The organism is Microcoleus sp. CAWBG27, assembly GCF_020883145.1.
In the GTDB taxonomy this organism is placed as follows: domain Bacteria; phylum Cyanobacteriota; class Cyanobacteriia; order Cyanobacteriales; family Microcoleaceae; genus Microcoleus.
Genome location: NZ_JAHREU010000001.1, coordinates 173,939 through 186,503, shown reverse-complemented (window position 1 = coordinate 186,503; position 12,565 = coordinate 173,939). Strand labels below are relative to the sequence as shown.

At 46.7% G+C, this 12,565-nt stretch carries 12 protein-coding genes; 5 read left to right on the top strand and 7 right to left on the bottom strand.

Annotated features, from left to right (window positions below):
• Positions 1-40 precede the first annotated feature (40 nt).
• The 5 genes from QZ938_RS00690 to bchL all read right to left on the bottom strand — a co-directional run bounded on the left by QZ938_RS00690 (position 41) and on the right by bchL (position 5,220).
• On the bottom strand, positions 41-409 hold the full coding sequence (locus QZ938_RS00690; RefSeq protein ID WP_293346642.1) for a type II toxin-antitoxin system HicB family antitoxin: 369 nt from the start codon (positions 407-409) through the stop codon (positions 41-43).
• Entirely contained in the window at positions 381-650 is a 270-nt protein-coding gene (locus QZ938_RS00685) for a type II toxin-antitoxin system HicA family toxin (protein WP_293346645.1), read from the bottom strand. Before QZ938_RS00685 ends, QZ938_RS00690 begins: the two co-directional genes overlap by 29 nt.
• A gap of 84 nt (positions 651-734) precedes the next feature.
• On the bottom strand, positions 735-2,144 hold the full coding sequence (locus QZ938_RS00680) for a ferredoxin:protochlorophyllide reductase (ATP-dependent) subunit N (RefSeq protein WP_293143922.1): 1,410 nt from the start codon (positions 2,142-2,144) through the stop codon (positions 735-737).
• Between the two features lie 738 nt (positions 2,145-2,882).
• Complete coding sequence (locus tag QZ938_RS00675; RefSeq protein ID WP_293346648.1) at positions 2,883-4,319, bottom strand: DUF5331 domain-containing protein; 1,437 nt, start codon at positions 4,317-4,319, stop codon at positions 2,883-2,885.
• Positions 4,320-4,353: 34 nt separating this feature from the next.
• Positions 4,354-5,220, bottom strand: coding sequence for a ferredoxin:protochlorophyllide reductase (ATP-dependent) iron-sulfur ATP-binding protein (gene bchL, locus QZ938_RS00670; protein WP_293249824.1), 867 nt, complete (start codon positions 5,218-5,220; stop codon positions 4,354-4,356).
• A gap of 631 nt (positions 5,221-5,851) precedes the next feature.
• On the opposite strand from bchL, the gene QZ938_RS00665 reads away from it, so the two are divergent.
• Complete coding sequence (locus tag QZ938_RS00665; protein WP_293346651.1) at positions 5,852-6,091, top strand: hypothetical protein; 240 nt, start codon at positions 5,852-5,854, stop codon at positions 6,089-6,091.
• Positions 6,092-6,372: 281 nt separating this feature from the next.
• Here the strand turns inward: QZ938_RS00665 and QZ938_RS00660 are convergent, their stop codons facing one another.
• Positions 6,373-8,541, bottom strand: a complete 2,169-nt coding sequence (locus QZ938_RS00660) for a CBS domain-containing protein (protein ID WP_293346654.1) — start codon at positions 8,539-8,541, stop codon at positions 6,373-6,375.
• A 287-nt stretch (positions 8,542-8,828) separates the two neighbouring features.
• On the opposite strand from QZ938_RS00660, the gene QZ938_RS00655 reads away from it, so the two are divergent.
• The 4 genes from QZ938_RS00655 (at position 8,829) to QZ938_RS00640 (ending at position 12,371) form a co-directional block, all read left to right on the top strand.
• On the top strand, positions 8,829-11,354 hold the full coding sequence (locus tag QZ938_RS00655) for a PhoD-like phosphatase (protein ID WP_367181814.1): 2,526 nt from the start codon (positions 8,829-8,831) through the stop codon (positions 11,352-11,354).
• Positions 11,355-11,451: 97 nt separating this feature from the next.
• Complete coding sequence (locus QZ938_RS00650; RefSeq protein WP_293346660.1) at positions 11,452-11,727, top strand: hypothetical protein; 276 nt, start codon at positions 11,452-11,454, stop codon at positions 11,725-11,727.
• Positions 11,728-11,815: 88 nt separating this feature from the next.
• Positions 11,816-12,154, top strand: a complete 339-nt coding sequence (locus tag QZ938_RS00645; protein WP_293346663.1) for a hypothetical protein — start codon at positions 11,816-11,818, stop codon at positions 12,152-12,154.
• Positions 12,102-12,371 carry a hypothetical protein gene (locus tag QZ938_RS00640; RefSeq protein ID WP_293346666.1) on the top strand — a complete coding sequence of 90 codons (270 nt, stop codon included), beginning with the start codon at positions 12,102-12,104 and terminating at the stop codon, positions 12,369-12,371. Before QZ938_RS00645 ends, QZ938_RS00640 begins: the two co-directional genes overlap by 53 nt.
• Here QZ938_RS00640 and QZ938_RS00635 read toward each other — a convergent pair.
• Entirely contained in the window at positions 12,363-12,500 is a 138-nt protein-coding gene (locus QZ938_RS00635; protein WP_293365322.1) for a hypothetical protein, read from the bottom strand. The genes QZ938_RS00640 and QZ938_RS00635 overlap by 9 nt on opposite strands.
• Positions 12,501-12,565 lie beyond the last annotated feature (65 nt).

The following is a 12,565-nucleotide window of genomic DNA, read 5'->3' as shown; positions in this document are numbered from 1 at the left end:
TCGATAATTCCTCGGCAGTTCATAAAAAAAGAGTTAACTTTTAGCCAGCCTTACTTAACACAACCAGAATGTACTGGTCAAGACTAACTCCTTCCCTTTCCGCTTTTTCTGCTAAAGTTAAATGTAGAGATTTCGGAATTTGCAACGATAAACTTCCGCTATACTCAATTTCCGTGGTAGGTAAAGGAATCTCATGTCCGCACTCATAAGCAGTCTCTATCCACAATTCCCTAGCTTCTTCAATGTTCTCCATTGCTTCTAGCAAAGTTTCTCCTACAGACATACAACCTGGAAGGTCTTTGATGAGGACTGTATAGCCTCCTTCTGGATCTGGGTAAAAACTTACAGCATATCTCAGGCTTAAGTAATATTCTAAAGATTTATTCTTCAATTCTATCTTCTGATTCATTGCTCCATTCCTCTAATTTCAATAGCACAACAATTTGCTTGACGTATACTCCTTTTACCTTTTGACCGCCTTTTTTAGGAACTGTAATATTTAATCCATCAGTATTGACAAAAGTATGGTGACTTCCTTTCGATCGCTTCTCTTCAAACCCAAAAGCAGTTAGGATATAGCACACATCGTCAAACCGCACTTCTGGTGGATTTGCTAAAAATTGTTCTACCAGTTTTCCTAACTTGCCCATAAATTTTTACGGATGCTTATACTATTCTAATAAAAAAGGGCGGGCATTGCCCACCCTCGCTATGAATCAGATGTAATTCAGAAACTAAACCTTGGCTTCTTTCTTCACCAAATCACCCCAGCCCAAATCCTTCAGCGAATTATTCCGGCGCAACGGGCGAGTCACCAACTCCAAAATATCCCGCGCATTCCCAAATCCGTGAATCTGAGCGAAAGTAAACTCAACTGACCATTTAGTATTGATTCCGCGCGCTTCCAAAGGATTCGCGTGAGCCATACCGGTAATCACTAAGTCGATATTTTGCTCGTAAATCCGCTGTAGCTGATTGTAATTGTCGGGTTTTTCGACAATCCGAGGTGTGGGAACTCCCATTTCGTGACAAGTCTTTTCTAACAAAGCCAATTCAGCGGCTTGATAGCGTTTGTCCATGTAAGGAATGCCGATTTCTGGACAAGTCATGCCGCAGCGAATCAAGAATCGTGCTAAAGAAATCTCTAGCAAGTTGTCGCCCATGAAGAAGACTGATTTGCCGCGAATGATTTGCAAATAATCTTCTAAACCAGCCCAGATTTGCGCTTCTCTTTCGTCTAAACCTTTCGGTTCAATGCCCAAAACTGAGCAAATCTTTTCAATCCAGGCGCGGGTTCCGTCAGGCCCGATCGGGAATGGAGCACCAATTAGCTTACACTTACGACGGCGCATCAACGTCGAAGCGGTACGGGACAAGAACGGATTCATGCCGGATACATAATAGCCTTCTTCCAAAACTGGCAATTCAGTGTAGCGTTTGGAAGGCAGCCAACCGGAAACTTTGATGCCTTGCTTCTTCAATTCTAAGGTGAGCTGAGTCACAACCGGGTCGGGCAAGGAACCGAAAAGTACCAGCGGTGTGTGCTTGACATATTCGGATTCATCTGCTGCAACTTCCTCTTTTTTCTTGCCGAAGTTCAGCAGTTGAGAGATAGCATTGCGTTCTACTTTTTGAGATTCCATCACCGGCGCTTTCTCAGGGCATTTAGCAGCCATCGCGGCTAAAACGGTATCTTCGCCTTGAGTGAAAGCGTAGTCTAAGCCGTTAGCGCGGGCTGTGACGATGGGAATGCCAATTTCGGCTTCGAGCTTGGGTGCTAGGCCTTCTAAGTCCATTTTGATGATTTCGGTGGTGCAGGTGCCGATCCAGACGATTACACTGGGGTTACGATCGCGCTTAATTTGCAAACACAGTCGTTTCAACTCATCGAAATCGTTTAATTGAGCGGAAATGTCGCCTTCTTCCAACTCAGCCATCGCATAGCGCGGTTCGGCAAAAATCATCACGCCCATGGCGTTTTGCAAGAAGTAGCCGCAAGTTTTGGTACCGATGACTAGGAAAAAGCTATCTTCAATTTTTTGATAAAGCCAAGCTACGCAGCTAATCGGACAAAATGTGTGATAATTACCAGTTTCGCATTCAAAGTTTAAAGCTTCTGGCTCAGTAGTCGTAATTGCAGTCATATTTCAAATGTTCTCCATTTAAATTGTTTTTCGTCTGGAACTTTCCCAGGCTATAGTTAGCGAGGAAATACCTGTATTTGGCGATCGCACGATCGCAGAACAATAATAGAAATACCTGGTTTTGGCGTAATTCCTGTGAAAAATAGATGCAGCAAACTGAATATTTTCGCAGCAGCAGCATCTAAAATTCCAGCTCAAAAATTCTGCGCGAGGGCTGGTAATCCCTCACAGCAGGGATTTAGTGTTTTTCAACTCGGTGACGCTCCTACACCAACCGCAAGCGGTATGTTGTAGGCATCTGAGTCCGGTCAAGGATATCAAGATCTTCCTTCAAGGTACTCCAATCGTTTCCCTCTACGGCGTTTTATAGTGAGGAACACGTCCCGCCCCACTTGTCACATCAAAACTTTTGACTTAGACCCAGATTGTTATTCTTTGATCTAAGGTATGAGTATTTTACCGCAATTATTACGGAGGAGTGCTCGTCTCGTCGCCACCCTCCATTATTGGTTGGCTACGCTCAACATCGCTTGGAGGGTCGCTCATATCCTCGCACGTCTTTCATCCCACCCCAAATCAAAGATTATGGGCTGGGGATTCCCACCTGTCTAGCTAAGCTAAAAACCATTTTGGTGGTTGTGAGTTTGAGTTAATTAAAATTTAACAACTCGCAACTCACAACTCACAAATAGGCGGGAAAACTCCTGACTGGGATAAAATTTGGCGATCGCAACAACCTTACTTAAAATCCGACAAAAAGCCCGAAATCTCTTCATCCTCATCATCAGAATCCAAATCACCGAGACCTAGAGCATCTAAATCATCTTCATCAGGATCTCCGGTAGTTGCTTCCCCCAAATCGTCTAGTCCGAGTTCGTCGAGGTCATCGTCATCAGATACAGAGAAATCGTCAAGACCATCTTCGTCCAAGTCGCCCAGATCCATATCTAGGTCATCTGAGGTCGTTGCCCCAAACGGATCGGGTATTGCTTCGGCGACAAACTCTGCATCTTCTTCCCCAAACGGATCGGATATCCCCGCTTCGAGATCCCCAGAGGTCAAAGTCCCAAATTCTGAGGCTTCATCTTCCTCATCGTCGAGGTCGAGACCACCCAAGCCTAAGGCTTCATCTTCCTCGTCATCAAGGTCGAGACCGCCCAAAGCTGAGGCTTCATCTTCCTCATCATCGAGGTCGAGACCGCCCAAAGCTGAGGCTTCATCTTCCTCGTCATCGAGGTCGAGACCGCCCAAAGCTGAGGCTTCATCTTCCTCATCATCGAGGTCGAGACCGCCCAAAGCTGAGGCTTCATCTTCCTCGTCGTCGCTCATATCGAAGTCTGATATGGCGTCTTCCTCATCCTCGCCCATATCGAAGCCAGATATGCCGTCTTCCTCATCATCGAGGTCGAGACCGTCCAAAGCCGAAGCTTCTTCTTCCTCATCCTCGTCCATGTCGAAGTCGGAGACAGATTCTTCCTCATCCTCGTCCATGTCGAAGTCGGAGACAGATTCTTCCTCATCCTCATCCATGTCGAAGTCAGAGACTGCTTCTGCCTCGTCCTCGTCCATGTCGAAGTCAGAGACTGCTTCTTCCTCATCCGGTCTCAGTGCGTTAGCAGCAGCAGCCAGACCAGCGACTCCGGCGACTCCGGCGACTACTCCGGCTGCTGTTAGGGCCGCACCGCCTAATTTATTAGATTTGGCATCAGCGGGTGCAGCAGTTGCAGTGGGAGCGGCAGTTGGAGCGGCTGCGGGTGCAGCAGTTGGAGCGGCTGCGGGTGCAGCAGTTGCAGTTGGAGCGGCTGCGGGTGCAGCAGTTGCAGTTGGAGCGGCTGCGGGTGCAGCAGTTGCAGTTGGAGGTTGACCGGCCATTTGTGGCACGGTACTTGAAGGCATACCTAGTGCTAGATCCGGGTCAAAATTTAGACCCAAGACTTCGATCAGGCTATCTGCATCCGGCTTGAGTTTTGAGAAGGGCAGCATTAATTGCTGGAGTTCCGGCTCCAGGGCAGCCGCAATTCCCAGGATGAGGTAAGAAACAGGCCTTTTCCCGCCGTCGGGTGTGGCGACCGTGTTGTCAGCCGTCATGTGCAGGAGCAGCCAAGTCCGATTTGCCTGGTAGTAGTCCAACCACTTCTGTTTGAGAGCAACTGAAAAAGTATCAAAAAAAGCCATAACCTCTTTATCCTCATCCTGATCGCTAGACCTATTAAACCATCATCAGGTCTAGCTCATCTTCCTCCTTCTTGACCACCGGTTGCACAGGATTTAGATAAAAATCTGACAACAAGGAGAATAATTCGCGATCGGGCGTGTCGTTGGGCACTACTCCTTCGGGCATTGCCAAAATTTGGTCGGCGATGTTGAGGTAGTAATCGCAGACGTAGTTGAGGGATGGGTCAGACTCGGCCATCTCAAACAAAGTTTTGCCTTTGACGCGAGAAACGCGGATGTCTTCAATTAGCGGCAGGACTTCCAGCACTGGCATGGGTACGGTGTCGATGTACTTGTCGATCAAATCGCGCTTGGAGGTGCGGTTGCCAATTAGACCGGCGAGGCGCAACGGGTGAGTTCGGGCTTTTTCGCGAACTGAGGCGGCGATGCGGTTGGCTGCAAATAATGCGTCGAATCCGTTGTCGGTCACAATCATGCAGTAGTCGGCGTAGTTCAATGGGGCGGCAAAACCGCCACACACTACGTCGCCGAGTACGTCGAACAGGATGACATCGTATTCCTCGAAGGCATTGAGTTCTTTGAGCAGTTTAACGGTCTCTCCGACTACGTAGCCGCCGCAACCAGCTCCTGCGGGCGGGCCGCCTGCTTCTACGCAGTCAACGCCGCCGTAGCCTTTGTAGATGACATCTTCGGGCCAAACGTCTTCGTAGTGATAGTCCTTTTCCTGAAGGGTGTCAATAATTGTGGGGATCAAGAAGCCCGTGAGGGTAAATGTGCTGTCGTGCTTTGGATCGCAACCGATTTGCAAAACTTTCTTGCCGCGTTTGGCTAGGGCAACGGAGATGTTGCAGCTTGTTGTCGATTTGCCAATTCCACCTTTTCCGTAAACTGCGAGTTTCACTCTTTTTTCTCCTATAGGTTTCTATCAAAACGATCGGGCTGGGGTTTCACGCTTTCACGCTTTGATGTTGCGATCGCCCCAATGCAATAACCTTTCCTCCAGTGCCCTTACCGCAATCCCATTCTTGTCAAGTTTGGAGTTGGCTGTGCTGAAAGCTCGTTGAAAGCATTATTAGCTAAGTTACGAGGAAAAGAAAGGGGCCCTCGAAATGAAAATGCTAGTAATTCTATTTATTTTGCATCTTTGGGCATCTTAGCTGGTTTTTTGATTTACAAATCTATTTTTATAAATATTTTAGATTTTATTTAAGTTTTAGAATACTTTCTTAATAAAAAGAGGTACAAAAACAAAACAAAAATTAACTTCTCAAATAATCTCAGTCTTTGGGTTTGGGGCTAGGATGGGTGCAGTTGATGGCTTGTGGGGTAAGTGGAGGGGGAACAAAGGCGCTAGTGGATGAGGCAAAGCGGAAAGTAAGTTGGGTTAATTGGGCCTGGGATGCCAAAATTAGACGATTTTGGATTTGAGATTTGAGATTTTAGATTAGGAAAGAGTGATTTTGCTTGGGTTTTGAGTGTTGTGTAAAAAATTGTGAATTTTTAGTAATTGAGCGATAGTGGGCAGTGGGCAGTTGGTAATTGACAGTGGACAGTGGGCAGTGGGCAGTGGGCAGTGGGCAGTGGGCAGTGGGCAGTGGGCAGTTGACGCATCGGTGGCTAGAAATCCGGTTTCTGCGAGTTTTGCATTTTGTGACGAGAAATCTCCGAAGAAACCGGGTTTCACTCTTGGCGCAAGTGCGATCGCGCAATACAATTTTCAGTTGTTAGCGGTCAGTTTTTTGTGGTGCTGTGCTCGCTCCCATGCTGTGTAAAATCGTTTCCGGTTGTATCGGAATCATCTGTTTGGATGAAGTCAGTGCGATCGTCTCGCTCGCACGCTCATAATTCCGGTGCTGCCGGATTTAATATCAAGCACGCGATCGAGGACAGCACTGTTTTAAAAAAACATCTTTTTAAAGAGGGCCCGCCCGCACCATCCACCGCCCCTACAACTGTCAACTGTCAACTAAGAGGGCTCTCACGGGGGCACTGCCCCTACAACTGCCAACTGTCAACTGTCAACTGCCTTCTGTCAACTGTCAACTGTCAACTGTCAACTGTCAACTGTCACCTGCCTTCTGACGATCGGAATCTCGATCGCAAACTCAGTCCCCAGTCCAACTTCCGAAACGCACTCCAGCCGCCCCCCATGCTGTTCCACAACTAAATGATAGGAAATAGACAGTCCCAAGCCAGTCCCCTTACCGACTGGTTTGGTAGTAAAAAACGGGTCAAATAGTTGCCGGCAAATCTCATCCGGTATGCCCCCGCCGTTGTCGGAAATGCGGATCGCTACAACATCGCCAACAACTTCAGTGCGAATTGTAATTGCGGGAATAGTCAATGGAGAACTAGGAATTAACGGCGGTGGATTTTTCGCCTTTCCCTTTCCCCATTGGCCCTTCTGGATTGCTTCATCCAAAGCATCAATAGCATTGGCGATAATATTCATAAACACTTGATTGATCTGACCTCCACAGCACTCGACGCTGGGCAAATTGCCGTATTCCTTAATAATTTGAATACCTGGATGTCCGCCTTGAGCTTTGAGCCTGTGCTGCAAAATCAATAAAGTGCTGTCGAGTCCCTCGTGAATGTCAACGAATTTGACGCTAGTTCGATCCGATCGCGAAAAATTTCGCATTGACAGGACTATTTGGCGGATGCGATCGGTGCCAACTTGCATCGAAGACACGATCTTAGATAAGTCTTCCACCAAAAAATCGATTTCCATATCTGCTGCTGCTTCCCTAATTTCCGAGACTGGTTCGGGATAGTGCTGCTGGTAAAGTTCTAATAGTTGAATTAATTCTTTGATGTAATGACTCGTGTGGGAAAGATTGCCGTAGATAAAATTAACCGGATTGTTAATTTCGTGGGCGATACCGGCAATCATTTGTCCCAAAGAAGACATTTTTTCGGTGTGGACTAATTGAGTTTGAGTTTGCTGCAATTTCCGCACTGTTTGCTCTAATTGCTCGGCTTGATTTTTCAAGCAGGTTTGCTTTTTCCGCAGCACTTCTTCTACTCGCTGGCGCTTAATAATATCCCGTCTTAATAATTTATTTGATTCTAAAAGTTGGGCGGTGCGCTCTTCAACTTGTTTTTTTAAGTCTTCGTGAGCTTGGTGCAGGGCTTCTTGGGCGCGCTGGCGCTCTAAAATTTCTTGCTGTAAAAGTTGGTTGGTTTTCTGCAATTGGGCGGCTCTATCGTCTACTGCTTGCTGCAAAAGCTCGATCGTCCCGTACATCTCAGATTGGTTGAAAACTTGCGGCAAACTTGTCAGAGAAACAACACCCAAAAGCTCTCCGTGACTGCCAACTACTACCAAACGGCAGACGCAATGGCGCTGCATTTCCTGGTGGGCGCGGAAGAGGGAATCGGTGGCAGATATGGAAAATAAAGGCGCACTCATGGCATCCGCCGCCAAGATTTCCGAGAGGTTTAATTCGAGGGCGTGAAACTGCACGATGTCGCGCTCGGTGACAATGCCGATCGGGATTTGATACTTTTCTATTGGTACGATCCGCTGTGGATGCTGAATTTGGTCTTCGACAATGACGACGCAATGCGATCGATGTTTGACCATGAGCTGGGCTAATTCGAGGGCTGAGGCAGTCTTTGGGGCACAAATGACTTCTTTTGTCATGACATCTCCCGCACAGCGCAAATTTGCTAGCAAGTTCACTGGTTGTAGGGCTTCGTGAATGGCTTCGCGGGTGATGATGCCGACAAGTCGCGAGTCGTCATCGACTACGGGTAAGTGCCGGATCGAGTGCTGGCGCAAGGTGAATATAGCGGTGAAAATATCTTGAGACTCGGATTGTTTGAGGGTAATGGGCGAGTGAGTCATTACGTCAGCAATTGTCAGTCCGATCGCACAAGCTTCGAGGGTGCTTAGCTTGACGATATCCCGTTCTGTGAAAATGCCGATCGGGCGATCGTCCTCCACGACTATGACACAACTGCGCTTTGCCGGGATCTTAAGATTCTTTTGTTTTTCGCTACAAAGCTGACAGGAGACGCGCATCGGGTTCATGAGAGCCAATACTTCGGCGATCAGTGTTTCTGGAGCCACTGTCAGGGGATGGCGATCGATCGATCGATCTAAAGGTGATAGATCGATCGGTGCGCTGGTGGGTTCTACAGGGGCTGCTGGTGGTTTAATTGCGAGCTGGGGGACTGAATCTAAGAAATGTTGTAAATCTTGTTCTTGTAGCATAGTGATTATTAAATTTCCTTAATGAATTGTTACAATTTGGCGGACAGGAGTTGACAGACTTAGCATTAATTAAGTGGAACAAGGAACCGAGAAACGGATACCGTGCCACGTAGTCCTATAGTGGTGAACTCCAAATTTGAGATCCTAGTTCAAGCTTCCAGATTGATATATGGAGGAAATCTAAAATCTCAAATCGGCTGACAGATACTTTGCCAAAAACCCGTTATTTAATTTTTATTTGTTTAATTCCTATGTCGTGGACACCATTAAATCATCGAATTCATCATTTGCCACTGATTCTTGCAGGCCCGATTTTGCGCCGAGTTGAAACTGGGGGCGTAACAGTTTGGCTGGCTTTGAAAGCACCCCGTCAAGTCGAACTCAAGGTTTATGCGACTGAGGGGGGCACCGGTGAAATTGTCGGTACGCCGTTGCTGCAAGGTGCTAGTTCTACTGTGCGGCTTGGCAAATACCTGCACGTAGCGGCCGTGACTGCTAAACCAATCGACAGAGATATCTTGACATCCGGGCAAGTTTATGCTTATGACATTGAGTTTGCGGGGAGTCGCGAGTCGCCGTCGGTGGGAGTCCCAGAAAATGAGCAGGAAAATCTCCTTTCTTGTCTGTGGCCGACTGCTGGTGATTTGTCAGTTTTGGGGCCACAGACGATCGGTTATTTCGCTCACGGGTTGCCGACTTTTGCCCTGCCACCGAGGGATTTAAACTATTTGCGTATAGTGCACGGTTCTTGTCGCAAGCCCCACGGAGACGGCAGAGATGCGCTGCCAATCTTGGATAATTCGATCGAACAGTTTGCAGGTATGGCAAATTTCCGGCCCCACCAACTGTTTTTAACGGGTGACCAAATTTACGGCGATGACGTTGCCGATGCGATGCTGTGGGCCTTGACTGACGCTGGCGATACACTATTGGGCTGGGAAGAGAATCTGCCCCTGATGAATGATGCCCAAATAAAAAAGAATTTGTGTACCAGTATACCTAAGAAATCGGAAAAGAAAAATGTAATTCGTCAAGAGAGGGAAACTTTCAGAGAATCGCCAATTCAGCAAGCGTCTGATGCTGAGTCTGAATACAAAAAACCAATTGAGTTAAAGCCGGGGACTCGCAGCGATATTGCTAGAGATTTTGGCGGTTTTACGGCGATGTTGGTGAATAAACCGGATAAGGCTAAAAGTCACTTGTTTGGTTTGGGCGAATATTGCGCGATGTATTTGTTAGTTTGGTCTCCTGTGCTGTGGTGCGATAGTTTTCCGAAGGGTAAGGATATTTGTCAAGATTCTAAGCAGGCAAAAGTCTGGGATAGAGAAGTTGTAGAACTTGACGGTTTTTGTCGCAATTTGTGGCGAGTGAGGCGGGCGCTGGCTAATATTCCTACTTATATGATTTGCGATGACCATGATGTTAGCGATGATTGCTATTTGAATCGGGAGTGGTGTTATCGGGTGCTGGGTAAGCCGCTGGGCCGCCTGGTGGTGCAGAATGCTTTGCTGGCTTATGCTGTGTTTCAGGCTTGGGGAAATACCCCCGCACAGTTTGAGGATGGAAGAGTAGGAGATAAGTTATTAAAAGCTGCTAAAAAGTGGTCGGATTCGGCGGGGACTGATGTTAGTGTTTGGGATGAGGCTGCTAGGTATTTGGGGATTCCGGCGGTTGATATTGACACTGGTTTGCCGAAGTTTAAGTTAGATGATGATGTTTTGATTTTGGATCGAGATGATGAGGTTTTGAATTGGCATTTTACCGTGAGAAGTTTTAAGCATGAGGTGATTGTGCTAGATACGCGGACTTGGCGGGGCTATCCAGTGGAAAGTGCGATCGATCCGCCGATGCTTTTGACTCACAAAGGTTTTGAGGAGCAAATTCAGCAGCCTTTGCGGGAGACTGAGTTGCTGAATAAAACTGGGGAATTTGCGATCGAGGCGACGCTGGTTGTGGTGCCGACAAATTTGGTGGGTTTGTGGATTATTGATGCGGTGCAAAGGCGGGATGTGGAACAGGGGAAGGTTTTTAATACCGATGCGGGGGATGCTTGGAATTTTCATGAGTTGGCTTTTGTGAAGCTGTTGTCGGAGTTTTTTAAGCAGCGCGATCGGGTGATTGTTTTGACGGGGGATATTCACTATGCTGGTGCTGTGCGGTTGAGTTATTGGTCGGATTGTCATTTTGGCGATTCTCGCCCTGAGATTGAGCGTTTGTCGCCTGTATCTGGGGTGAATGGAGAGATGCAAATTGCGAGTCAAAGATTGTCTGTGTTGGCGCAGTTAACGGCTAGTGCTTTTATTAATGAGGAGTGGACAACTCATGTAATTCATACTAAGATTAAGTCGCTGTTTGCCGAGCGATCGCACGAATGTTTGGGATGGAATGAGCCGCTGGAGTTGCTGAAGATTCCGAGACGCGGCAGGAAGAAGGCTGTGGCTGCTGCTGTGAGGGATAGGCAATCTTTGCCTGATTGGGGTTATCGAGTTGACTGGATGAAGCGGCAAAGATCTCGGCTGTTTTTGCAGCATGAAGGCGGTAATATGTCAAGTATATTGCCTAAAAATAAACTGTTATTAGTGTTGCGTCGTTTGTGGGATTTGATAGCGTTGTTGTGGCGGAATCGGTGGCTGCAAGAGGGTGATGAGATTGTGGGTTATGGCAATATGGCGATCGTCAGTTTTGAGTGGCCTGCTGATGCTGATGGGGAGAAGGCGGTGATTCAAAGTGTTTATTGGCGGCCGCTTTGGGCACCGGATAGTGTGGTTTACAGTCAGTATTTTGTGCCGCTGGGATTGGATGGGGATGATTAGTTTTCCGGTTTCTAAAATCGGTTGAATTTGACAAAATTTAATATTTATAGTAAAATTGAGGGCAGATATACCGCAATTAAAGCTCAACTATAAATGTATGGAAGCTCTAATTGAAAGCATTGTAGATAAGCTGCGTTATTTAGCTAAACCGCAGCTAGAAGTTGTTCTTAATTTTGTTGATTTTCTAACTTGGAAGTCAACGTCAGGTCTGTTATCAACAGTAAGTGATTCTGATGCAGAAATCAGCGATCGCGAGTTTGAAATGCTTTTAGATGAATTGGCTGATGATGTTATTAAAAGTGTGGGAGGCAATGTTCCCATGTTATCAGATTTCGCCATAAGTCGTGCAGGCATCTATGAGGAGCATTCTTAGCAATGTTGTGCCTTGTAGATACGAATATTTTGCTCAGGTTTTCCGATCGCACTCATCCTTTATATCCAGTGATCTTAGTAATTAATTGATGAGTGGAATTCATCGCCAAATCACCCTTGACAGCAGACACGTTGCTAAACATTTGCCAGACACGCCACAAATGAGAAGATTGCTTAATAAAGGACGTGCTGCTCATGTTTTTAACAATGAGGCTACCATGAACCAAGTAACTCAAGCTATCATAGAAAATGGAGAGTTTACAGGTACAATTCGTGGCTACGATCGTTATGGTATGTTCTTTATTGAATCAATTGGTTATAGAGTTGACCCGGATGGTAGCCATCTTTCACTTTATTATGGAGAGATAAAAGTTGATGCTGAAAACCGATACCACGCTACCCCTCGAAGCCGATTTAGTCAAGAATAACTGGGAGTTTACAGAGGTATGGATCGATCCAAATCTTTCACCTCCTTATCTGCTTTTGTTACTCAGTGATGCTGAGGGAAATTGTCGGATATACGATCCGGCTGAGGCTTATAAAGTTGTGTTTTCTAGTCAGAGTTATGATGAGGCACAGTATTGGCTTTTGGAGGATGAGTATGAACCGATGGAAGGGCGGCTGAGAGTGTCAGAGTTAGTTTAAATAATTGATGGTAAAAAGTCGATCGCCCATCCATCCAAAAATGCGATCGCCCATTAATCCAAAAATGCGATCGCACATTTCTCTCAAATGCGATCGCACATTAATCCAAAAATGCGATCGCCCATCCACCCAAAAATGCGATCGCCCAGGCCCCAGAAACCGGGTTTTTTCCGAAATACTTCGTTACAACCCAT

Excerpts from the sequence above, each read along its gene's own strand:
- QZ938_RS00690 (WP_293346642.1), bottom strand. The coding sequence starts at position 409 with ATGAATCAGAAGATAGAATTGAAGAATAAATCTTTAGAATATTACTTA.
- QZ938_RS00685 (WP_293346645.1), bottom strand. The coding sequence starts at position 650 with ATGGGCAAGTTAGGAAAACTGGTAGAACAATTTTTAGCAAATCCACCA.
- QZ938_RS00680 (WP_293143922.1), bottom strand. The coding sequence starts at position 2,144 with ATGACTGCAATTACGACTACTGAGCCAGAAGCTTTAAACTTTGAATGC.
- QZ938_RS00675 (WP_293346648.1), bottom strand. The coding sequence starts at position 4,319 with ATGGCTTTTTTTGATACTTTTTCAGTTGCTCTCAAACAGAAGTGGTTG.
- QZ938_RS00660 (WP_293346654.1), bottom strand. The coding sequence starts at position 8,541 with ATGCTACAAGAACAAGATTTACAACATTTCTTAGATTCAGTCCCCCAG.
- QZ938_RS00650 (WP_293346660.1), top strand. The coding sequence starts at position 11,452 with ATGGAAGCTCTAATTGAAAGCATTGTAGATAAGCTGCGTTATTTAGCT.
- QZ938_RS00645 (WP_293346663.1), top strand. The coding sequence starts at position 11,816 with ATGAGTGGAATTCATCGCCAAATCACCCTTGACAGCAGACACGTTGCT.
- QZ938_RS00640 (WP_293346666.1), top strand. The coding sequence starts at position 12,102 with ATGCTGAAAACCGATACCACGCTACCCCTCGAAGCCGATTTAGTCAAG.